Source organism: uncultured Paenibacillus sp. (assembly GCF_963515335.1).
GTDB lineage: Bacteria > Bacillota > Bacilli > Paenibacillales > Paenibacillaceae > Paenibacillus_I.
This window is the reverse complement of record NZ_CAUPYC010000032.1, coordinates 1-21,363: the sequence shown is the minus strand read 5'-3', so window position 1 is coordinate 21,363 and position 21,363 is coordinate 1. Positions and strand designations below refer to the sequence as shown.

The 21,363-nt window shown below is 54.4% G+C and carries 22 protein-coding genes; 3 read left to right on the top strand and 19 right to left on the bottom strand.

Translation table 11 applies throughout. The features are described from left to right. Positions 1 to 177 precede the first annotated feature (177 nt). From RWM61_RS11795 to RWM61_RS11775, 5 genes are all read right to left on the bottom strand, one after another. On the bottom strand, positions 178 to 1,692 hold the full coding sequence (locus RWM61_RS11795) for a cation acetate symporter (protein ID WP_314000917.1): 1,515 nt from the start codon (positions 1,690 to 1,692) through the stop codon (positions 178 to 180). 6 nt (positions 1,693 to 1,698) lie between these two features. Further along, a complete protein-coding gene (locus RWM61_RS11790) occupies positions 1,699 to 2,010 on the bottom strand; it encodes a DUF485 domain-containing protein (RefSeq protein WP_314000915.1) in 312 nt (103 codons plus the stop codon). Positions 2,011 to 2,033: 23 nt separating this feature from the next. Further along, on the bottom strand, positions 2,034 to 3,707 hold the full coding sequence (gene acsA, locus RWM61_RS11785) for an acetate--CoA ligase (RefSeq protein ID WP_399538484.1): 1,674 nt from the start codon (positions 3,705 to 3,707) through the stop codon (positions 2,034 to 2,036). 196 nt (positions 3,708 to 3,903) lie between these two features. Continuing rightward, complete coding sequence (locus RWM61_RS11780) at positions 3,904 to 4,686, bottom strand: LytTR family DNA-binding domain-containing protein (protein ID WP_314000911.1); 783 nt, start codon at positions 4,684 to 4,686, stop codon at positions 3,904 to 3,906. Then, a complete protein-coding gene (locus RWM61_RS11775; protein WP_314000909.1) occupies positions 4,673 to 6,436 on the bottom strand; it encodes a LytS/YhcK type 5TM receptor domain-containing protein in 1,764 nt (587 codons plus the stop codon). The genes RWM61_RS11780 and RWM61_RS11775 overlap by 14 nt, the downstream gene beginning before the upstream one ends. 167 nt (positions 6,437 to 6,603) lie before the next feature. Here RWM61_RS11775 and rbsK point away from each other — a divergent pair, with 167 nt between their 5' ends. Then, positions 6,604 to 7,530 carry a ribokinase gene (gene rbsK, locus RWM61_RS11770; RefSeq protein WP_314000907.1) on the top strand — a complete coding sequence of 309 codons (927 nt, stop codon included), beginning with the start codon at positions 6,604 to 6,606 and terminating at the stop codon, positions 7,528 to 7,530. A gap of 274 nt (positions 7,531 to 7,804) precedes the next feature. On the opposite strand, the gene RWM61_RS11765 is transcribed toward rbsK, so the two are convergent. The 6 genes from RWM61_RS11765 to RWM61_RS11740 form a co-directional block, all read right to left on the bottom strand. Then, the gene (locus RWM61_RS11765; RefSeq protein ID WP_314000905.1) at positions 7,805 to 8,260 is read right to left on the bottom strand and encodes a hypothetical protein; all 456 of its coding nucleotides are present in this window, start codon (positions 8,258 to 8,260) and stop codon (positions 7,805 to 7,807) included. A 109-nt stretch (positions 8,261 to 8,369) separates the two neighbouring features. Beyond that, complete coding sequence (locus tag RWM61_RS11760; protein ID WP_314000903.1) at positions 8,370 to 9,140, bottom strand: TerC family protein; 771 nt, start codon at positions 9,138 to 9,140, stop codon at positions 8,370 to 8,372. A 240-nt stretch (positions 9,141 to 9,380) separates the two neighbouring features. Beyond that, positions 9,381 to 9,515, bottom strand: a complete 135-nt coding sequence (locus RWM61_RS11755) for a hypothetical protein (protein ID WP_314000901.1) — start codon at positions 9,513 to 9,515, stop codon at positions 9,381 to 9,383. Positions 9,516 to 9,573: 58 nt separating this feature from the next. Continuing rightward, positions 9,574 to 10,134: an ECF-type riboflavin transporter substrate-binding protein gene (locus RWM61_RS11750; RefSeq protein WP_314000899.1), complete on the bottom strand. Its 561-nt coding sequence runs from the start codon at positions 10,132 to 10,134 to the stop codon at positions 9,574 to 9,576. A 409-nt stretch (positions 10,135 to 10,543) separates the two neighbouring features. Further along, the gene (locus RWM61_RS11745) at positions 10,544 to 11,020 is read right to left on the bottom strand and encodes a hypothetical protein (protein WP_399538482.1); all 477 of its coding nucleotides are present in this window, start codon (positions 11,018 to 11,020) and stop codon (positions 10,544 to 10,546) included. Positions 11,021 to 11,025: 5 nt separating this feature from the next. Continuing rightward, positions 11,026 to 12,222 (bottom strand): ParM/StbA family protein, encoded by a 1,197-nt coding sequence (locus RWM61_RS11740; RefSeq protein ID WP_314000894.1) that lies wholly within the window; start codon positions 12,220 to 12,222, stop codon positions 11,026 to 11,028. A 372-nt stretch (positions 12,223 to 12,594) separates the two neighbouring features. On the opposite strand from RWM61_RS11740, the gene RWM61_RS11735 reads away from it, so the two are divergent. Then, complete coding sequence (locus RWM61_RS11735; protein WP_314000892.1) at positions 12,595 to 13,659, top strand: glycoside hydrolase family 15 protein; 1,065 nt, start codon at positions 12,595 to 12,597, stop codon at positions 13,657 to 13,659. A 145-nt stretch (positions 13,660 to 13,804) separates the two neighbouring features. Continuing rightward, complete coding sequence (locus tag RWM61_RS11730) at positions 13,805 to 14,095, top strand: hypothetical protein (RefSeq protein WP_314000890.1); 291 nt, start codon at positions 13,805 to 13,807, stop codon at positions 14,093 to 14,095. 27 nt (positions 14,096 to 14,122) lie between these two features. On the opposite strand, the gene RWM61_RS11725 is transcribed toward RWM61_RS11730, so the two are convergent. The 8 genes from RWM61_RS11725 to RWM61_RS11690 form a co-directional block, all read right to left on the bottom strand. Continuing rightward, complete coding sequence (locus RWM61_RS11725) at positions 14,123 to 14,482, bottom strand: metalloregulator ArsR/SmtB family transcription factor (protein WP_314000888.1); 360 nt, start codon at positions 14,480 to 14,482, stop codon at positions 14,123 to 14,125. Then, positions 14,457 to 16,223 carry a SulP family inorganic anion transporter gene (locus RWM61_RS11720; protein ID WP_399538465.1) on the bottom strand — a complete coding sequence of 589 codons (1,767 nt, stop codon included), beginning with the start codon at positions 16,221 to 16,223 and terminating at the stop codon, positions 14,457 to 14,459. Before RWM61_RS11720 ends, RWM61_RS11725 begins: the two co-directional genes overlap by 26 nt. Before the next feature lie 135 nt (positions 16,224 to 16,358). Then, positions 16,359 to 16,823 carry a cupin domain-containing protein gene (locus RWM61_RS11715; protein WP_314000886.1) on the bottom strand — a complete coding sequence of 155 codons (465 nt, stop codon included), beginning with the start codon at positions 16,821 to 16,823 and terminating at the stop codon, positions 16,359 to 16,361. Continuing rightward, positions 16,810 to 17,421: a TetR/AcrR family transcriptional regulator gene (locus tag RWM61_RS11710; protein ID WP_314000884.1), complete on the bottom strand. Its 612-nt coding sequence runs from the start codon at positions 17,419 to 17,421 to the stop codon at positions 16,810 to 16,812. Before RWM61_RS11710 ends, RWM61_RS11715 begins: the two co-directional genes overlap by 14 nt. 310 nt (positions 17,422 to 17,731) lie before the next feature. Continuing rightward, complete coding sequence (gene rlmN, locus RWM61_RS11705; protein ID WP_314000882.1) at positions 17,732 to 18,787, bottom strand: 23S rRNA (adenine(2503)-C(2))-methyltransferase RlmN; 1,056 nt, start codon at positions 18,785 to 18,787, stop codon at positions 17,732 to 17,734. A gap of 670 nt (positions 18,788 to 19,457) precedes the next feature. Continuing rightward, positions 19,458 to 19,940 (bottom strand): transcription elongation factor GreA, encoded by a 483-nt coding sequence (gene greA, locus RWM61_RS11700; protein ID WP_314000880.1) that lies wholly within the window; start codon positions 19,938 to 19,940, stop codon positions 19,458 to 19,460. A gap of 183 nt (positions 19,941 to 20,123) precedes the next feature. Then, positions 20,124 to 20,801, bottom strand: a complete 678-nt coding sequence (locus tag RWM61_RS11695; RefSeq protein ID WP_314000878.1) for a hypothetical protein — start codon at positions 20,799 to 20,801, stop codon at positions 20,124 to 20,126. A 15-nt stretch (positions 20,802 to 20,816) separates the two neighbouring features. Further along, complete coding sequence (locus RWM61_RS11690; protein ID WP_314000876.1) at positions 20,817 to 21,266, bottom strand: cupredoxin domain-containing protein; 450 nt, start codon at positions 21,264 to 21,266, stop codon at positions 20,817 to 20,819. Positions 21,267 to 21,363: the final 97 nt, after the last annotated feature.

Sequence of the window (21,363 nt, the reverse complement as noted above, 5' to 3'; positions counted from 1 at the left end):
CCAGCCCCTCTCCGACCGTCCGCAAGCGGCGGCAGCCTTGTCCGCCCGCCCCGCCCGGCATTTCTTCCCTCATCATCCCACAAGCCGCCTCCAAATAAAAGAACGGGCCTGCCCGACAAGCGGTTTTCCGCTTCCGGACAGCCCCATTCTCTGCTTGCACACCTTCACAAGCCGACGTTACACGCCGGTATTCGCCTTGACCACAATCTCCCGGTACTTGACTTCGTCCTTGCTGCTCGACAGCAGCGTGCCCGCATAGGCGGCAATGAAGCCGAGCGGAATCGAGATGATGCCGGGGTTCGCCATGCTGAAAAGCGGCTCGCCGACCAGTATCGCTTTGCCCGCTTCCGGCGACCAGACGTTCGGCCCGATCGCAACCAGAATAACCGTGCTGAACAAGCCGACGAGCATACCGGCAACCGCGCCGGTTGTGTTGAAGCGTTTCCAGAATACCGTGAACAGGATAACCGGCAGGTTCGCGGCGGCGGCAACCGCAAAAGCCAGCGACACCAGGAACGCGACGTTCAGCTTCTGCGCGAACAGCGCCAGTAGGATCGACAGCACCGACACGCCGATCGAGGCCCAGCGAGCCGTCCGCAGCTGCTCCTTCTCCGTCGCTTGGCCGCGCCGGATGATGTGCCCGTAGAAGTCGTGCGCGAACGCCGAAGCCGCGGCAAGCACGAGGCCCGTAACGACGGCCAGAATCGTGGCGAATGCGACGGCCGAGACGAACGCGAACAGGAAGTCTCCTCCCAATGCTCTGGCCAGCAGCGGCGCGGCCATATTGCCTCCCTTGTCGACGGCTGTAATGCCTTCCGCTCCGACGAAGGCGGCGGCGCCGAAGCCGAGGAAAATCGTCATGATGTAGAAAATGCCGATAATCCAGGTGGCGTACACGACCGAGCTGCGGGCGGTCGGCGCGTCTTTGACCGTGAAGAAACGGGTCAGGATGTGGGGCAGCCCCGCGGTGCCGAGCACAAGCGCCAGATTGAGCGAAATGGTCTCAAGCGGCACCTTGTATTTGTTGCCCGGATTCAGGAACGCTTCGCCAAGCGGCGTAGCTGTCTTCATATGATCGAACATCGCCGTAATGCTGAAGCCGAACTTGGCGAACACGATGATCGAGATAATGAACGTGCCTGCCATGAGCAGCACCGCTTTGGTAATCTGGACCCAGCTTGTGGCGTGCATGCCCCCGAAAACGACGTAAATGGTCATTAGAATGCCCACGATCAGGACGGAGGTCGTATAATCGATGCCGAGCAGCAGCTTGATCAGCGCGCCTGCGCCGACGAGCTGGGCGATCATGTAGAAGATCGAGATGGAGATGGTGTTGAGCGCCGCGACGCCGCGGATCTTTTTGTCCGAGAAGCGCGCCGCGATCATGTCCGCCACCGTATATTTGCCGAGATTGCGAAGCGGCTCCGCGACCAAGTAGAGAACGACAAGATAGGCGACAAGAAAGCCGATGCTGTAGAAGAACCCGTCAAAGCCGGCGAGCGCGATCGTTCCGGCGATGCCGAGGAACGAAGCTGCGGACATGTAGTCGCCCGCAATGGCCGTGCCGTTCTGCCAGCCCTTCAGCCCGCCGCCTGCGGTATAAAATTCGCTGGCATTGTTGGTCTTCTTGGCGGCGAAATACGTAATGACCAGCGTAAGAAATACAATGGCGCAAAACAAGGCAATCGCCATATCCGCCTACACCCCCGCGTCTTTCTTGATATCGTCCACCATGCGGTCGAAATGCGCCGACTTCCTGGAGTAAATCATGCAAAGCGTCCAGGTCATCACAAACTGCGCGAAAGCGAATACCCACGCCCATGACACCTGCCCGAATGCCGGTTCGTTCAACACCTTGGAGTAAGAGGTCATGACCGGGAGCGTGAAATAGAACACAAGGAAAAAGAGGGTCATCGGGATAATAAACCGCCTCTTGCGCGCAATAAGCGCCTTAAACTTCTCGGACTGCCACACTTCGGCGTAGCCGCCGCTTCTTTGCTTTCCATCCATGCCGCATCCCTCCATCGCTATTGTTAATCCTCCATCGTGGACAGGTCTCCGGTCGGGAGCCCCAGCTCCTGCGCCTTCAGCACGCGGCGCATGATTTTGCCCGATCTTGTTTTGGGCAGCTTGCCCAGCACCTCGATTTCGCGCGGCGCCGCATGCGCCGACAATCCGTTGCGCACGAATACGCGTATTTCCTCGAGCAATTCCGGCGTTTCCGCGTATCCCTCCCGCAAAGCGATGAACGCTTTGATGATCTCGCCCCGGATCGGATCGGGCTTGCCGATGACGCCCGCTTCCGCAACGGCCGGGTGTTCGACCAGCTTGCTCTCCACCTCGAACGGTCCGATCCGTTCGCCGGAGGTGTTGATCACGTCGTCGACGCGCCCCTGGAACCAGAAGTAGCCGTCCTCATCCCGGTAGGCGGAGTCCCCGGATATATACCAGCCCGGAAGGCGGAAATATTCCTGATACTTGGACGGATTGTTCCATATCTGGCGCATCATGGACGGCCATGGGGTACGGATCGCGAGATTGCCCAAACGATTGGGCGGCAGCTCATTGCCTTTATCGTCGATAATCGCCGCTTCAATGCCGGGCAGCGGCTTGCCCATCGAGCCCGGCCGTATAGCCATGGACGGGTAATTCACGATCATATGCGCCCCGGTTTCCGTCATCCACCACGTATCGTGAATGCGCCGGCCGTATACCTTCATCCCCCACCGGACCACTTCCGGATTGAGCGGCTCTCCGACCGATAATACGTGGCGCAGGCTCGACAGATCGCAGGCTTGCGTCACCTCGTCGCCCGCCGCCATCAGCATGCGGAACGCCGTCGGCGCGCTGTACCATACGGTGACTTTGTATTGTTCTATGGTCCGGTACCAGCGTTCGGGCGAAAACCGCCCGCCGCGAATCACGTTCGTCGCGCCGTTCAGCCACGGAGCGAATATGCCGTAGGAGGTGCCCGTCACCCATCCCGGATCACCGGTGCACCAGTAGATGTCGTCGTCCTTGAGATCCAGCACCCATTTGCCGGTAAGGTAGTGCTGCACCATGGCGCCGTGAACGTGCAGCACGCCTTTCGGCTTTCCGGTAGAGCCCGACGTATAGTGCAGGATGAGCGGATCCTCGCGGTCGACCCACGTCATTTCCAACTCTTCGGACGCCTGCGCCATTGCGACATGAAAGTCGACTTCGCCGGGCAGCCACTCCGTCTGCTCATCCACGACGATGACATGCTTCAGATGAGGGAGCTTGTCGCGCGCTATGCGGTGCTTCAGCCTGGACGTCGTGACGATCGCCGCCGCCCCGGCGTCGGAGAGCCGGTCCGCCACGGCGCTTTCCATGAAAGCCTCGAACAGCGGCCCCACGATCGCCCCGACCTTGAGCGTACCGAAAATGCCCACATAGACCTCGGGCGTGCGCGGCATGAAGAAGAAGACGCGGTCGCCTTTGCCGATCCCAAGCTCCTTCAGCATATTCCCGAACCGGTTCGACAGCTTGCTGAGCTGCTCGAAGGTGTAGCTCTCCTTCCGGTCGTCATCCTCATAGATCAGGGCGGTCTTGTTCGCCAGCGCCCCTTCGGCATGGCGGTCGATCGCCTCATAGGCCATATTGCATTTGCCTGTCCGGTGCCAGGTGAAATGCTGCTCGACCTCCTCCCAGCGGAAAGAGCGGCGGGCCGATTCATACGACGGCATATTAGGATTGCCTGGGACACTGGGAATCGTTTCAATGTGTCGGACGGTCACGGAATCAGCTCCTCACATGTAATGAAAGCGCTTTACTGTGATTATAATCATAATTGCGTTTGAGGAAGCGATTTACTGCGCAAACCGTCACGATCGATGCGCGAAATGCAAAAAAACAGTCCCGAACGGACTGTTTGGACACCGCCTACTCCCCTTTCAGCAGCCTGAACAGCTCTTTGGCCGCCTCCCGGGATAAAGGAATCGGCGTTTGCTTGCGGTCCCGCATCGTCAGATTATAGGCGCCGTTAAACCACGGCACGACCTCTTCGATCCGATTCAGATTGACCAGATAGCTTCGGTGCGGGCGGAAGAAAGCGAAGCTTTCCAGCTTGTCCTCAAGCTCCTGCAGCGTTTGTTTCGATGTGATGAATGTCCCGTCCGCCAGATGAACGAGAACGACCCGTTCCTCCCGCACCGCGTAGACGATCTGTTCCGGGTCGATCACCACATGCTTCTCCCCGTCCTCCATCAGGAGGCGGTTCCATTTGCCGACGCCCGAGGAAGCGGACGGCTGCGGCTTCGCGGACGGCGCAACGGCGGACGGCTTTGCCGGCTCCGTCCGCAGCTTGCCGCGGATGCGGTGCAGCGTTTCTTTTAACCGAAGGTGGCTGTAGGGCTTGAGCAAATAATCGACGGCGTTCAGCCCGAACGCCTCCACCGCGTAATCCTCATGGGCGGTCGTGAACACGAACAGCGGCGGCGACGGCGAAGCCGTGAGCATCCGGGCCGCCTGTATGCCTTCCATCTCCGGCATCTGCACATCCAGAAAAACGGCGTCGGGCGCCCATGCGCGCACGAGCTCCAGCAGCTCCGCTCCGTTAGCCGCGCTCGGCAGAAGCTCCAGATCCTCTTCCTGCCGGAGCAGATAGGACAGCTCCTCCCGGGCCAGCCGTTCGTCTTCCGCGATCATCACTTTAATGGGCTTCAAAGGCTTCACTACCTTCCGCATGCATATAGGGAATGGAAAACATAAAGCGGCACCCGCCTTTGGCCTTGTTCTCGATATGCAGCCTCGCCTCATCGCCGAACAGACCGATTAAACGCTGGTTGATATTATAAACGCCGATGCCGTTGCCGCTCCGGCTGGCCACCGGTTTGGCGCCCAGCTTACCCAGCAAATCGGGCGGGATGCCGGTGCCGTTGTCCTCGACGCTCACCTCGGCGCGGCCGCCGCTGCGGCGCAGCCCGATCCGGATCAGGCCGCCGCTTCTCCGGTTGCGCAAGCCGTGCTTGACGCTGTTCTCCACCAGCAGCTGAATCGTCGCCGGCGGGATCAGCCACGTCTCGAGCTCCGCATCCATGTCGCATTCGACGGCGAACTGGTCCTCGAAACGGATTTTCATGATTTCCAAATACGCCTTCAGCAGCTCCATTTCCTGCCGGAACGAAATCCATTGCGAGGACGTCACCTTCAAATTAAGCCGCATATACGTGCCGAGCTGCGTCGTGACATGCCGCGCCAAATCCGGGTCCATCCGGATCAGGGAGTTGATCGAATTGAGCGTGTTGAACAGGAAATGCGGGTTGATCTGCGCATGCAGCACCTTGAGCTCGGCTTCCTTCATCAGGTGCGTCATTTTTTCATGCATGGCCGCGCCCAATTGATAGGATATGAGCTGGCCCAGGCCTTGCGCGAGCACGATTTCCACCGAGCGAATGTCCTGAGGCCGCCGGAAGTACAGCTTGATGAGCCCGGCGACCTTGCCGCCCTCTGTGATCGGAACGATGATAGCGGCTCCGAGCGAGGCGTGATGCGGCTGGATTTGCTCATGGCTGTAAGCGATTTGCTGCTCCCCCGTCTCGATGGCTTTGCGCGACAGCTCGGACTTGATGCTCTCGCCCGGCACATGCTGCTGCGTCCCGATACCGGCGTGCGCCAGAATGCGCTCCCTGTCCGTAATCGCGACGGCAGCCGCTTTCAACTCCCGCATGAGCAACCCCGCCACCGCCGCCGCCGTCTTGAACGTGAGTCCCTGCTTCAAATGCGGCAGCGCGGCTTCCGCGATGTAGAGCGCGCGCTGTGTTTCATACGCCGCGGTCCGCTCCTCTTCCCTTAAAGCGACATGCAGCATCGTGGTAAAAATCGCAATCGCCACGCTGTTGGTCAGCACCATCGGGATGCCGATCAGGTTCACCAATTGAATCGCCTCGTCGGGCGGAGCGGCGGAGATCAGGATGACGCCCATCAGCAGGATCGGGGCGAACATGCCGATAAAGAGCGCTTTCACCGGAGAAATGACCCGTTCCTGCGAGAAAAACCGCGCTACCCCTCCCGCCAGGATGCCGGTGGCCAACGCGGCGATTCCGCCCGCCCACCCAGCGAAACCGCCCATATACACCATAAGCGCTCCGGTGATCAAGCCCGATCCGATGCCGACGTAAGGACCGCCCATCAACCCGCCGATGACGACGCCGACCAGCGCGGAATGCGCGATCGCTTCATCCTGCGCGAGCGGCAGCATCCAGAACGAAGAGGATACCGTTCCGTCCCGAACGACCACTCCCGCGTAAGTGCCCAATATACCGAACAACCCGAAAAGGCACGAGAAATACAAACGGTTCATCCATGAAATTTTGCGGTCCAGCAGCTGGCGAAACAGAGGGATGCGCGTGAAAATGAAGGTCAGCATCAGAAAAATGCCCATCCGTTCAAACAAAAGCAGCGTAAGATCCTGCACGGCCATCCCTCCCTGCCCTTCATTCTAGCATAACCCGCCAAATGAGTTGTCTCCAAATGAGGGGCGGCCTTCATAATTTCCCGCCAAAAATATGCGGCAATCCGTTATGATAGAGTCAACAAGTAGGCAAATGCCATATTTGTCTATAAAGAAAGGACGGAATAACAATGAAACCGAAAGCGAACATTGTGGTCGTCGGCAGCATCAATATGGATATGGTCATCCAAACCCCCAAGCTGCCGGTAATTGGGGAGACGGTACTGGGGGGGAACTATACGACCGTACCGGGCGGCAAAGGCGCCAACCAGGCTGTTGCGGCCAGCAGGCTGGGCGCCCATGTCGTCATGTTCGGTTGTCTCGGGCAAGACCCGTTCGGCCGGCAGTTGCTGGAGCATCTTCAGATGGAAGGCATCGTGACCGACCCTATCAGCGTACTGGAGGAATATCCGTCCGGCATGGCCTTCATTCCCGTCACCGATACCGGGGACAATTGCATTGTGGTTTCTCCGGGCGCGAACATGCAGCTGACGCCGGCTCATATCGCGCAAGGCGAGGACCTCATCAAAAACGCGGACGTGCTCATGGTGCAGCTCGAAATTCCGATCGAAACCGTTAAAGCGGCTTTAACGACCGCCAAGAAGCACAATGTCGTCACGATCCTGAATCCGGCGCCGGCCAAGACACTCTCTGCCGAGATTTATGAGTTGACCGACATCATTACGCCGAACGAGACCGAAGGGATGCTGCTGGCGGCCGGAGATGTGCGGCAGGCGCTAAGTCCCGAGCAAATCATCGCCGGGCTGCAGCGCCTCGGCGTCGGCAAAGCGCTGCTGACGCGGGGCGGAGACGGCGTGGCCTATCAGACGGAGGACGGAATCGGCTTCGTGCCGGCCTGTAAGGTGGAGGTCGTTGACACGACGGCCGCCGGCGATTCCTTTAATGCGGGGTTGGCGGTCGGGCTGGCGGAGAAGCTGAGCTTTCCCGATGCGGTGCGGTTCGCAGTCAAAGTGTCCGCCCTTGCCGTCACCAAACCGGGCGCGCAGCCCTCCCTGCCCTTCAGGAAAGACGTGGACGAATTTACGTGCATCCTGTAAAACCATGCAGAAAGAAAGGGCATCCGAGGGATGCCTTTTGTGCGGGATCAATGGAGGTGCCTGACCGTTGCTTGATCCCGTCGCTCTGTATGGCACCGATTCATCCCACCACCTGTAGAGGAAGGGGAATTCTCGGTGCACTACGTTAAAGTGTAAACTATACTTTACAGTTTTAACTTTGTTTTGATAGCTTAATTTTCATAAGGGCGTTTTGTCACAAAAAAACGGCGAGAACGGGCTCCATGTCCCGTTATCGCCGCTTTCCTTCTCCCATTCAGTTCGCAAGCTTGCTGATTTCCGGATACTCCTCCAGATAACCCGCATCCCTCAGCTCGACCAGCGCTCGCCGGATGCTTTGCTCGTCCTCGCCCGACTGGTCGCACAGCTCCAGCAGCTCGGCGATCGTAATCGTCGGCTGCTTCCTGCAGTATGTAAGCAAACCTTTCGCCGCCCACGACAGCCGATCGTCCTGGAATTCGCCGATCATCTGCCGGAACAGCTTATGCGGAATCAGCTTGAGCTTGACCAGCGTCTGCATCGCTTTCACCGCCTGCTTCGGCGTCATCCGGCCTTTGGCCGCGATCGCGGACAACGTCGGCATCGAGCTCTCGGATGTGCTGGAGCTGAGCACGATGTAGATCATCTGGGCATAAATATCGAGATCCGGCTGATAGAAAATATCCGTAGACACCGTAAAATTGCGCACCGCTTGCGCTTGATCGGTCGCCACAAACAAACACTCCCTTCGCATCCATACGATAATAGCATACGAAGGGAGCGTCCTGGTTGTGGGTTTTATGAGACGCTTTTAATCATGAAGATCTTCTCATTATATTTTGTTACATTCTGTCGGCTTCCGCGGTCTTCCGTTCCTTCGACAGGAACCAGCCTGCGACCGCTATGGCGATCAGCACGCCCCAGAAAATCGTTTTCCACGCCGCGCTCTTCGGAAAGTATTTATCCAGCACCCCGACATCGGGATGGGAGAGCGTGTAGACGGCCAGCTTGACGCCTACCCAACCGACGATCGCGAAGGCCGCCGTCTCCAGGCCGGGCCGCTTGACCAGCAGATTGCCGAAGTAGGATGCGGCAAACCTCATGATTACCAGGCCGATAATGCCGCCGGCCAAAATAACGAGGAATTGGGCACCGTCGAGCCCGCCGATCTGCGGCAGATCGGTTGCCGGCAGCGTAATCGCCAGCGCGACCGCCGCCAGGATGGCGTCGATCGCGAAGGCGATGTCGGCCAGCTCGACCTTAAGCACCGTAAACCAGAAGTTCTCCGGCTTTTTCTCGGCCTCCTTCATATGCTTCTCCTGGCGGACAAACAGCCTTTTCACCATATGGCTGATCGCAATATACAGCAAATAGGCGGCGCCGATCGCCTGCACATACCATACATTCGCCAAATACGAAATGATGAACAAAGACGCAAACCGGAATACGAACGCGCCGGCCAGGCCGTAGAACAGCGCCTTCTTCCTTTCCTTCTCGGGCAAGTGCTTGACCATGATTGAAATAACCAAAGCGTTGTCCGCGGCCAGAATCCCCTCGAGTCCGATCAGAACGATCAGCACCCATGCGTATTCCAGCAAAATTCCCGTGTCCATCGGTTCAACTCCTTGTTCGACAAATTCTAAACATATGGGGCATATTATGCGCTGCGCTATTCCTTATTAAACCAGAATCGGAACAATACATACGTCAGCCCATAAATCCCAAACGTACAAAGGAGAAAAAGCCACAGCTGCTCCTTCAGCGCAAGGAGCCACGGCTTGTCCGTTTCGTAGCCGAAACAAATATTCTCCAATTCAATCAAAGCAGGCCGGTTCGTTTCGGCTTCGGCATGATCAAGGCCATCCGCCCATGCCGCGAGCTGGGCCTTGCAGCCGGCACGCCTTTATTTCAAGCTTGAACGCTATGTCCTCCGCCACGGTTAATCCGACGAATTGCCTGTCCGGGTCCTGCAGCACCGTGCCCACCATTTCCGACAGCCTTTGGATAGATTGGAAAAGCCGGTGCTTGGATCACCGGCTCATCGTTTTATGCTTGTTTGGTCAGGCTTCCCGTCTTCGTTCTCGTCTTGGCGTAAGCGACCGTCAGCACAGAGCCCAGAACGGCAACCGTCACGATGTTCGCCACCCCGGCGACAAGCCCCTGCGTGAAAACCTTGTTCGACGGCTCGGCGTAAATGAGAATGTCCAGCACCGGCGCAATGACGAACCACGCTGCCGCGTTCGCGATAATCTGGTAGATGTTGAACCGGATCAACTCCCCGGTGCCGAACTCACCTTCGTGAATGCGGATGTTTCGCGCAGCGAGCCCGATGATCAGGCCGACGATTGCCGAAGCGATCACCCAGCTGAACCAGGGCGAACCGTAGAAAATGGCATCCTTCAGTGTGTGGCCGATCAAACCGACCAATAGTCCGGCGACCGGGCCGTACAACAGTGCCATTAATGCGAGCAAAGCGTATGCGGTCTCAATGTTGGTGTTCGGCACGCCCGAAGGAATCGAACCGAAGCGTCCGAGTATGACGAATAAAGCCGACCCGATGCCGATTGCCACGATGGTTTTGATGGACATGCCCTTGCCGTTTGCCATGCACAAACCCTCCCCGAATTGGTTATCGATATAAAACGACATTTTTCCCAAGCCTATTATATCAACACGGTGGGACAATGGAATATGCTGGTATGATTATATGCTTGGGAGGCGCCCGGTCAGAACCGAGTCACCTGTTGGATAAGGTGAATGCTCAATTTTGTTGAAGTTGCCGAGTAACGCCAAGTATTATTAAGTATTACTACGTATTATTTTATATTATGTAGCATGACTTCATGCTACTTTGTATAGCTCGATATGACTTTGTAAGCGGAAGCCGAGCTCTCAAAACCGGTCTATGTGCAGAAAAAAGAGGAAGGGTATGTAATGATAGATGACACAAATCGAGCAAAAGCACAAAGAAACCCAAGCATTTGTCATCGTACAACAACGCTTGGGCTTTTTCATGTCAGATCCACGCCTCGATATCTTCGTCGTCGATTTCGTCCTCGATCGGCGGTTCGGGCTCGGCGGGTTCCGGCTCATGGTCGGCGGCCGGCTGCGCCGGCAATAGCGTTTCCTCACGTATGGGCACGGCGGGAGCTTCCTTCCGCGTCGGGTCATCATGTGAGGCCGATACCGGCTGTTCCGGCTCTACAGGCTGTTCGGTCTCCAACGGCCGGGCAGCCGCTGGAACGTCGGTCTCCGCCGTTTCGCGCTGCAACGGAGAAAGCTCCGAAGCGGAGCCTCCGTTCAACGCGTTTCTTTCGGTCGGAATATGGGCTTGAAGGTTCCGCACCCCATTTTCCACGATTTCGTTCTCGATGAGGTATCGAAGCGAATCCATCAGATTCGTTTGCGCGTTAATCCACTGCATGACCAGCGGATCTTCCGTTTTCTTCGTTTTCAAGCTGAAGTTGTCGCCCGGCTGCTTGGTCTTCTTCATCACGATCACGCAGGCTGAACGGCTTTATTCTTCAATGCCTCGTAGATTTTGCCGCGCACGAACGCATCCAGCCCCATCGCATTCAGTTGAACCGCGTACTCGGCCGGGATGTACAGCAGCTGCATTTCACGCTCTTGGCACAGCTCCGTCAACTGCGGATGCAGGATCGATCGCATCAGGATGCTGCCGCCTCCATACACGCAGATCAAGTCGATTTCGTTCCGCGCCTTGGTCAGCTGCTTTTTTACATTCTGGACGATCTGCCTGACCTGACTCTCCAGCGGCCTTTTCAACGTCTTGATCGCGCGGGCATGATACTTGTGCTTCGGGTTTTTGATCACATCGCTGAAAAATTGCCGCGGGCTGTCGGGCAGATGGATCAGCCGGTTGAACTCGTCGAGCGCTTCCTCAATCGCATACCCCGCTCCATGATGGCTCCCGTACACGAACTGCCGCAGAAACTTGTTCCCCTCCGTGATCGGATACTCGGTCGATCCGTCGCCGATGTCGACATGAAGAATACGCTTATCCTTGAAAAAGCTGCCGTTGAATTTTTTGTCGATTTCATACGTCTGCACGAATTCCTGAAAAATGTCGCCTTCGCGCCAATTGCCTTCGGCATCCTTCTGAAGCGTGAAAATAACGGGCGTCGCTTCCGGCACAACCTTCGCGAACGGGAAAACGATCTTGACGCCCACCCGCTGCATGCCGAGATGAACCGTCACGTTGTGGGAGCCGGACATGAACCTTTTCTCGAACTTGGCCGAGGTTTCGTCCGTATGCTGCGTCACCGGCAGCGCCGTCACCATATCCGCCTCCACCTCGATGCCGTCCGGAATCTTCTTCTCTTCCTCGTACGCCTTCTGGACGGCCACCGCCGCGATCTGGGCCAGCGTGTTGACCACCGGCAGGTCCATGTCGCTTTTCAAATCGATGCCGATCTGCAGATTGTCCAGAATCTGTCCGCTTTCCAGCGCGAACTTGCCGACATAATACATGCCGGGACGCGCAGACGGAGAATCGACCGTTACGACGAGCTGGTCCTGCAGATTTTTAATAAAGCTCTCGGGCGACTGCTCCTCGCTCCACGGCAGCTCGTCCACCGTGCAGTTCACGTTCGGCTGCTGAATCAATTTCCCGTCAATAATCAAATCGTGCTCGCTGTTGCCGTTATCGTTACCCACATAGAAATGGAATTTCATAGGTACGAACCTCCCATGTTCTCAACTGACCACGGGTATTACTTTGCCACACGAAGTGTTATTCCGCATCCCGCTTTAGACCCAGACCGAGGTTAAAGATTTTTAACCAAGGCGCAAGCAGGCCATATTATCCGTTCTCGGGAATGGTTTTGCTTTTTTACAGGATTACCGACTATCTATCATTCATAGGTATCATTTTCAGCAAAACTTCCCATACTGGTATTAAGCGTTCAAAAACACGCTAGAATCGTCCGGGATCGCCGAATATTTACATAACGCTAAAAGTCGAACGATGTCGAACCGATAATAACGATATATTTCACTCTATCACCACGAAACGCATCGCGAGTGAATGAGAGAGGGGATGCCGACATGAACACTCAACTGTTGGTGCACGACAAAATAGCCCGTTCCTATGAGATTCTCGATACCCTGAAATTGGAGAACGGATTGTTCCTGGCAGCGCCGTCCAATGACTACGCCTACGTGTGGATCCGGGACAACGTGTATGTGAGCCTCGCTTACCTGGACAAGCCTTGCCGTAATTATGAGGGCATTTACCACCGCTGGCTCGATATGCTGAAGGAATATGAGTGGAAGCTCGATATCCATTGCCTCATAAAACCGGTTCACCCTTATGAGTTTATACATGCCAGATATTCAAAGGACGTTCAGGAAATCCATACGCCGTGGGGCCATGCCCAGAACGATGCGATCGGCGGCCTGCTTTTCGGCATCGGCGAGGGCATCAAGAAAGGCAAAACGACGCTTCGGGATGACCACGATGTCCGGATCGTCGAGAAGCTCGTGCAATACCTCCATACACTGGAGTATTGGAAATGCGGGGATTCGGGCGCTTGGGAGGAAAATGTCGAGGTTCGATCGAGCAGCATCGCCGCTTGCGTCGCGGGACTGAGAAGCGTACAAGGTATCGTGGATGTGCCGCAGTCCATGATCGATAGGGGCATGACCGCCCTATACGAGCTTTTTCCATACGAAACGCCCACGAGAAAATACGATCTCGCTCAGCTTAGCCTGATCTATCCGTACCGGGTTTTCGGGCATGAAATGTCCGAGGTGGTGCTGAAACAGGTTGAAGACCGGCTGGTGCGGGACAAAGGCGTCATTCGCTACGAATGCGACTCCTATTATTCAACGTATGAGAAGGAACTCGGACGGTATATGCCGGAAGAATGCTACCGGGGAACCGAGGCTGAATGGTGCTTCGGATTTGCCTTCCTGGCGCTGGCCTGGATGCAGCTGGGCGACCGGGCGAAAGCGGAATATTACCTTCGCAAGCAAGAAGAAGTGATGCTGGAAGACGGCTCGATTCCCGAGCTGTACTACAGCCGGTCCAACGCGTGGAACGGGAATACCCCGCTCGCATGGACGCAGGCGATGTACATCGTCGCCAAACAGGCGTTTGAAGAACAATAGCCGAATGGAAAAACACCTTGCCGGGTTTCGTGCGACGACCGCGACCCGCGAGGTGTTTTGTTTTTTTGCTGCGCCCGTGCGCCCATTTCCTTGCCCCCGAATAAACTGCATGACGGTTTGAAAATGATTGGGGGAGGATTTACGGATGCATCGTTATGAGACACCGCGGCTTGACGGCGGAGCCGGATCGGCTATCGCCTATACGTCCGACCAAGGAGGAATGTTCGACATTTGGCTTTATTGGACTCTCACCGGCTTCGGCAGCACGATCTTCCAAGAGGGCGCTTCCGACGCACAGTGGTTCCCTTCGGGCACGGCGCTTTTATTCGCCGCGCCGGATTCGGCCGGAAATACCCAACTGTATCGAATAAATGCCGACGGAACGAACAAACGGCCATTAACCCGCAATTCGGAGGGGCCGCATCACATCGCTTGAATGGTCCCCGCCGACAGCGGCGCTCTCTTAACCATCAGGCTGCCTCTCGGTCTTATCCGAGGCCGCTTCGCTGAATTCATCCAGCATTGAGATCGTATCGATCAAATGATTGCTGAAGATTTGTTTCGCGATCGTAAGCAAATCGACAATCATCGGGTCCCGAAGGGAATAAAGGACCCGATTGCCCTCTTTTTGCCCCTGTACGATATTTTTAGACCGCAGTATGCTGAGCTGCTGGGATACGGCCGAGCCTTCCGATCCAAGCACGGCTTGTATTTCATTGACGCTTTTCACGCCATCGGCCAGCACTTCCAAAATCCGAATGCGCAACGGATGGGCCAGCGCTTTAAAAAACTCCGCTTTAAACCTTTGAAGCTCTGAGTTCATTCACAACCTCCGTAACCGCGGCGGATCTGGACAGACCGGCGCACTCTTGAAAAACGTTTCGGGAACAGCCTTTACACTTATCATGATCGATCCCTTGGGATAATGCAAATACAAGCGTTTCACCCGTGTGCGCAAAAAAACGGGACGCCCCGACTTCGGTTATGAACCCGCTGCGGGAAAGCATCTCCCTCGGCTGCGCTTGAAGCCCTGAAATGTATACTTCCAGTCCCTGTTTCCGCAATTCGCGAACCGTATGCCTAAGCTGGGACTCCCCTGTCATATCCATATACAACACTCTGCCCATCCGCAAAATCAGGACGTTTGCGTTCTTCCTCAACTGGCTTGCCACCGTCTCTCCCAGCAGATCGGACGCCCCGAAAAACAGCGATCCCTCCAACGTAAAAATCTGCAGCTGAGGGCATTCCCGATCCGGGTGCGAGTGATTAGCCCGTACCTTGCGGTTTGTGCTATGCGGATCGGGAGCTGCCTTCGTCATCCCGGTCACCTCGCCCATCCGCTTGATGAACAGAATGGCCGCGAGACCCAGTCCCGCTCCGACGGCTATCGTCAGACTCGTAAGCACCGTAAGCAGAAAAGTAACCGCCATGACGATCGAGTCGCCGCTTTTTACGCTGATCAAGTGCCGGAACTCTTTACGCTCGCTCATGTTCCAGGCGACGACCATCAAGATCGGGGCCATCGCCGCCAGAGGGATGTTCGCGGCATAATCCGCAAAAACCAGTAAAATCACGAGCACGACCAAGCCGTGGATAATGCCCGCGAGAGGGGTGGCGGCTCCATGACGAATATTAGCCGCCGTTCTGGCGATGGCTCCGGTGGCCGGAATTCCTCCGAACAGGGGAGTTATGATATTGGCAATCCCCTGTCCGATCAGTTCACGGTTGCTGTTATGCTTTGTTCCGGCCATCCGGTCGGCGACAACCGCGGACAGCAGCGACTCTATTGCTCCCAGCATGGCCACCACGAAGGCCAAAGGCAGCAAACGGATGATTTTCTCCCCGCTTACGGCAGGCAGACTTATCGCCGGCCATTCGCTCGGTATCGCTCCAAATACTGTGCCGATCGTCGCCACCTCGCCCGGATAAATCCATGCGGCCGCCAATGTCGATAGGACCAGCCCGATGATTGCCTCCGGCAATCGTCGGGACATTTTCGGAATAAGGAGGATGGCCGCAAGGCAGATCGCGCCTGTCAGCACACTATATACGTTGATCGTAGAAATATTTGCAAGGATTTCCCTGACGTTAGGCAGGAATGCTTCATGCTTTTCGATGTCTCTTAGCCCGAGAAAATTCGCAACCTGCCCGACGAAAATGATGACGGCTATGCCTGCCGTAAACCCGACGGTAACCGGACGAGGGATGTAACGGATCAGCGCCCCCAATCGAAATACACCCATCAGCACCAGCAGGACGCCCGCCATCAGCCCGGACAGCAATAAACTTTCATACCCTTCCGTCAACACAATACCAAGCAGGACGGGCACAAATGCACCGGTGGGACCCCCGATTTGAAACCTCGAACCCCCGAACAAAGAAATCAGAATGCCGGCAATGATGGTCGTATAGATGCCGTACACTGGTGCTACGCCAGAAGCGATAGCAAAGGACAACCCTAACGGCAGAGCTATAATGGCCACCGTGAAACCTGAGATCAAATCCCGCTGAAAATGGACTGAAGAATAACCGTGAAATCTGCCGCTTCGTTTTGCTGGAAACAAATTGATCCCTTCTTATCTTGATATATTTGAATTTTTGAATATACAAGAATAATATGCTCCCTAATCAGATTCTATGTCAATGATAAAACCTGCAAAAAGCCACCCTGATGTAGGGTGGCCAGCTCGTTGTGCAGCTTATCCGATTAATTTTTTGAATATTTCGTTCCAAGGCAGCGGTTGTTCACTGTCAATTGGAGGAGTCCCTACCGCTCTTTGATTGATAGGCATAAGCGGTTCAACAAAAGTAGAAACCACATTAGGGCTCGAGAAGAAACCAATAACCTTTAAAGTGTCGGAACCGGTGTTTTTAACATCGTGCGGCAACATGGCGGGGATAAGAGCTAATTCCCCTTTAGACAGCTTCCCTAGTTCATCGCCAACGGTTGCCTCGGCTTCTCCCTCAAGGATGAGGATAATTTCCTCGGCACTATCCGTATGAGAACCAAGGTTATTACCAGGTTCTATTTCAAAGTAAACAACCGCCAGGTTATTGGTGCCCGTACTTTTGTAAAGTGGAAATGCCGCTTTTTGTCTTGTATTTTGATCATTTTCAAACCAACATTCCAACAGATCCAGTGTGTTCAGATTAGATGTAATCATTTTTCCCGATACCTCCATTATTTAATATGCTTGCAATCGTATTGGATGAAAACCGGATGCACTCATCCGGCTGAAATCCCCCATGTAATCGCAGGGCGCGGTAATAAAGAGGATGTAAAACGGACCTCACGGCCTTCCTTGCGAAGGCATCTTTCGGTTGTTTTTTGCCGAATACGGCGTTCACTGCGACATCTATGTATTGCTCCATGTGAAGGAGTGTTTGTTTCATTACAGGAGATTCGTCTTGCGTTCGAAACGCCAGCCAAGTAACACCCATGGATATCTCCAGAAACGCATACAGCTGTTCGACGCAAACGCTTATTCTTTCGGACGCCTCATCGATTTGGGCCCACTGCTCCGGAGACGGAGGACTATATTTCCGGGAGAAATGCAGCGTGCAGCCTTTAAAGAGATCTTCCTGGGTAGGAAAATATTTGCGAACGGTGGCTGCTGAAACACCGGCCTCTTTCGCCACTTCTTCAACGGCAGTAATCCCTGCGGAATGCATGGTTACCGCGGCCTCCACGATATCCAGCATCGTTTGCTGCTTCGCCTGCGTCCTTCGCACCGAGTTATATTGGCGCTTTGTTTTGCTCAAAGAATTTCACCCTTAGTCTGTTGTCTGTAGCTGTGCTGGCTCAATACACGAATTAACACAAGTAAATATTAAATATTATTATCTTATACTCAATTTTCACAAAAGATAGAACGAGTCGAACCGATTGGGTTAGAGTTTCTGAATTAGAAAAATATTGTAATGTCAAGTACTGTTATTGCTTGGCAAGTTGCTTTGCGGCTTATATGAAGCTGATCGGCGGCAAGTTTGAATTTAACGCTGCTGACGTTGGCATTTCGCCGACGTCAGCATTTTTCGTCGAGCTACTGTGCATGACGGCACCTCTTTCGCTTCAAACCGACAGCTGTTTGCTTCTTAACTGCCCGCAAGCGGCATCGATATCGGCTCCATGCTCAAGGCGGACGCTGCAGCTTACGCCCTGCTTTTTCAACGTATCATAGAATGCGCTTATCGATTCCTGCTCGCTTCTTTGATATTGGCTGTGTTCATTCACCGGATTATAGGGAATGAGGTTGACATTGACGAGCTGCCGCCGATCGCCTGCCAGACCGGCCAGCTCAAGGGCGTGTTCCTTGCGGTCGTTGACATCCTTCAGCAGAATATATTCCAGCGTAATTCTGCGGTTCGTTATTGCCAAATAGTAATCGATGGCCTGCATTAATTGACCGATTGGAATGGCGCGGTTTATTTTCATGATCCGGGTACGCAGCTCATCGTTCGGCGCATGCAAAGAGATCGCCAGATTGACTCCCAGGTCGTTATCCGCGAACTCACGGATCTTGCCGGCAAGGCCGCTCGTCGATACGGTGATATGTCTCGGACCGATAGCCAGCCCTTTGTGATCTTTGACAACCTGTATGAAGTCAACGAGATTGTTATAATTGTCGAACGGCTCGCCGATCCCCATAACCACAACGTGGCTCACTCTTTCATCCTGCCCCGCATGATCCAGGTGAAACTGAACTTTCATAATTTGCTCCACGATTTCGCCGGCGGACAAATCGCGGCTTTTGGCCAATAACCCGCTCGCGCAAAAGCTGCACCCGATGTTGCAGCCCACCTGGGTCGTCACACAGACCGAGAGTCCGAATTTATGCCGCATTAATACCGTTTCAATCAGATTGCCGTCCCGCAATTGGAACAGGAACTTGACCGTGCCGTCCACCGATTCCTGCCTCGTGTGTTCGCTTAAGGTTCGGATGACAAAATGGTCCGCCAATAGTTGAAGGCACTCTCCATTGACGTCGTTCATCTCAGAGAAGTCCGTTACCCGCTTCCGGTAAAGCCAATCCCACACCTGCGATGCCCGAAACTTCGTTTGCCCGCGTTCCGCAAGCCATACCGTCAGTTGATCGAAGGTCAATCCGTAAATGGACTCTTTATTCATTGCGTTATCCTCTTTTCATAGCTTTTAAATCCAATCGCGTGCCGCTATAATATCTCCAACATCTTGCATAATCATTTTTTCGCGGGACACACTACTTTACGAAATAAAATGAGGGGTGCCCTGATTTACCAGTATTTCCACCATAATGATTGCCTCGATCTCCAGATTTACTAATAGCATATCACTACCAAAAATACAAAGTAATACTTTCTTAAACGTATTACTTTTTTATCGCCCCCACCTTCCCAGGCACTCCATGCATCAATTCTTCCACTCTGGGTACAACGCAGCCGGCAGAATCAAAGGAACGTATAGCAAAAGGATGATGAGCAAGTAATGAATGCCTGCCATTCCGAAACCAATGAACAACAACCGCAAGATCGGATACAGAATCAGCGTGAGCGGCGCGACTGCGATCAAAGACAGGATCATGCATGCTGCCATAGACCGGCGCATCAGCATAAATCCCAATTTTTCTGATTTACCATAACCATAATGGATAAGAGATGGCAAGTTGGGATTAGGTAAAGATTGACCACCGCGCTTTACATTTCCGTTTGAGGACCGGACTGTCTGTAACCGCAAGTTTAAGGCCATCCCTTATGAGGATGACCTATATGCCGATATTGACTAGTCCCGACTCCGCAGATTGGCGAGAAAGCCACGGTTGCTATGAGGTCGCTTTGATTTTAAGAAGTTCATATTGCAGGATGCCCATGGGAGCGTTCACACTGATCACATCGCCTACTTTTTTGCCCAGAAGTTCTTTCCCGAGCGGGCTTTCGTAAGAAATTTTGTTATCCGCCGCGTTGGCCTCGGCAGGACCGACAATCCGGTACTCCAACCGCTCGGCAAATTCAATGTCATTCAAAATCACGATACATCCTACGGTCACTTCGTTCAAGTTCAGGCTCTTCTCATCCACAATCCGCGCGTTTCTCAACATCCGCTCCAGCATCAGAATCCGGGTTTCCATGAATGCCTGGTCATCCTTGGCCGAATGGTATTCACTGTTTTCTTTGAGATCGCCGTAGCTGATCGCCACCTTTAACCGCTCGGCCAGCTCCTTGCGCTTGACGGTCTTGAGCTCGCGAAGCTCCTCCTCTATTTTCGCCAAACCCTCTTGCGTCAAAAGCACTTCATCTTTGTTCATTGTGCCAACTCCATTTCTCTGTAGTCGTATCATTTTACCCTATTCGAAGCAGGAGCAGTTAAATACCCGGTAAACAATTGATGAGAACCGCATATGCGCACAGCAAAAAGCACCATCCTGCGATGATGCCGGGCGCGAGCCTTTCCTCGCTTATATTCGGGCGGAGCCGCCTTGCCCGCCCCGTTACACAGCTTTTCGTTTTCTGACGGTCTTTATGAAGGCGAGCAGCTTGATCATCAATAAAAAGGCGACCAGGGCTAAGAAAGGCAGCCTGAACCAATTCGGCGGTGCCGGATTTTTATGAAAGGATACGGTGTAGTGAATATAGAGGAAATACCCGGTGTGCACCGCACTTAAGTAAAAAATGGTATTGGCGCTATGGTGGAGCCATTTCCATGAAGGTCCCAAGGCTTTGAGCGCACGCTCGGACGACGTAGCCATCAATACGACGGCAAAAAACAAGACGATCATGCCGATTACGTTCGCCAATCCGAACCCGGGCTCCAAACGTACCACACGATTCAGCTGGGGAATAAATTCATACCCTAGAAAGCGGGAAATACTCCAGCGCGCCCACCCGTCCCATATCAAAAACCCGTGGATCAAAGCGAGAACACCAAACCAAATCCCGGCTTGGCGGCGGTATCGCTGCAGAATAGCCGCGCCCGGCCAAAGTCGGGACAAAGGTCCGATCGCCAGTGTGAAAAACAACAGGATCAGGGAAGCATCGCCGAAGGAGCGCCACATTCTCATCTCGCCGCTCCATTCGGGACGAGTCAGCCAAAAAAACCACACCAATAGCGCTCCTGCCGCGCCGACCAAGATGTGCCGCTTGAAATGAAGCTGTTGATTCTGAGCCATAACAGCAGTTAACTCCTATTCGCTGACCGTTATTTTCTGTACCATGTCATTATGGCCCGCTCCACACGCCACGCTGCATGCTATCGTGTATTCTCCGGCTTTATCGGGCGTCCACGTTACCGTCTTGGTTTCTCCGGGAGCGATTTGCTGATTGATGTCAGTGCCCTCAATTGAAAACCCGTGAACACCTTCCTTGCTCTGAACGGAAAACGTAACGGTCTCCCCTACCTTAAATTCCGTTTGGGACAATTCCCATTTCCAGTTGGAAGCCACCGCGGTGACTTCGCCGGCGCTACCTGCATCCGAACCCGATTGCGAGTTGCCCATGTCCATGTTGCCCATATCTTTGTTGCCCATGTCCATGCCGCCCTTGTTCTGGTTTCCGCCGCCGCTGTTTCCGCAGGCGCTTACAATCAGGGATAAAACCACCAATGCAATGATAAAGGACATTTTCCTTGCTTTCATCCGCATAACCCCCTTAAATTTCCAACCCAAATTTTATCATTGAAACCCGAGTTTGGCGACATTTATTTCCAAGTGTTGATGTAGCAAGGGTTTGTGG

Bases quoted from the DNA above. Each gene is read 5' to 3' on its own strand.
- RWM61_RS11730 (WP_314000890.1), top strand. From the start codon at position 13,805: ATGCATCGTTATGAGACACCGCGGCTTGACGGCGGAGCCGGATCGGCT.
- RWM61_RS11760 (WP_314000903.1), bottom strand. From the start codon at position 9,140: ATGGACACGGGAATTTTGCTGGAATACGCATGGGTGCTGATCGTTCTG.
- RWM61_RS11695 (WP_314000878.1), bottom strand. From the start codon at position 20,801: ATGGCTCAGAATCAACAGCTTCATTTCAAGCGGCACATCTTGGTCGGC.
- RWM61_RS11725 (WP_314000888.1), bottom strand. From the start codon at position 14,482: ATGAACTCAGAGCTTCAAAGGTTTAAAGCGGAGTTTTTTAAAGCGCTG.
- RWM61_RS11740 (WP_314000894.1), bottom strand. From the start codon at position 12,222: ATGAAATTCCATTTCTATGTGGGTAACGATAACGGCAACAGCGAGCAC.
- rbsK (WP_314000907.1), top strand. From the start codon at position 6,604: ATGAAACCGAAAGCGAACATTGTGGTCGTCGGCAGCATCAATATGGAT.
- RWM61_RS11735 (WP_314000892.1), top strand. From the start codon at position 12,595: ATGAACACTCAACTGTTGGTGCACGACAAAATAGCCCGTTCCTATGAG.
- RWM61_RS11715 (WP_314000886.1), bottom strand. From the start codon at position 16,823: ATGATTACATCTAATCTGAACACACTGGATCTGTTGGAATGTTGGTTT.
- RWM61_RS11745 (WP_399538482.1), bottom strand. From the start codon at position 11,020: ATGAAGAAGACCAAGCAGCCGGGCGACAACTTCAGCTTGAAAACGAAG.
- RWM61_RS11750 (WP_314000899.1), bottom strand. From the start codon at position 10,134: ATGGCAAACGGCAAGGGCATGTCCATCAAAACCATCGTGGCAATCGGC.
- RWM61_RS11795 (WP_314000917.1), bottom strand. From the start codon at position 1,692: ATGGCGATTGCCTTGTTTTGCGCCATTGTATTTCTTACGCTGGTCATT.
- acsA (WP_399538484.1), bottom strand. From the start codon at position 3,707: ATGCCGTCGTATGAATCGGCCCGCCGCTCTTTCCGCTGGGAGGAGGTC.
- RWM61_RS11690 (WP_314000876.1), bottom strand. From the start codon at position 21,266: ATGAAAGCAAGGAAAATGTCCTTTATCATTGCATTGGTGGTTTTATCC.
- RWM61_RS11755 (WP_314000901.1), bottom strand. From the start codon at position 9,515: ATGGTGGGCACGGTGCTGCAGGACCCGGACAGGCAATTCGTCGGATTA.
- rlmN (WP_314000882.1), bottom strand. From the start codon at position 18,787: ATGAATAAAGAGTCCATTTACGGATTGACCTTCGATCAACTGACGGTA.
- RWM61_RS11790 (WP_314000915.1), bottom strand. From the start codon at position 2,010: ATGGATGGAAAGCAAAGAAGCGGCGGCTACGCCGAAGTGTGGCAGTCC.
- greA (WP_314000880.1), bottom strand. From the start codon at position 19,940: ATGAACAAAGATGAAGTGCTTTTGACGCAAGAGGGTTTGGCGAAAATA.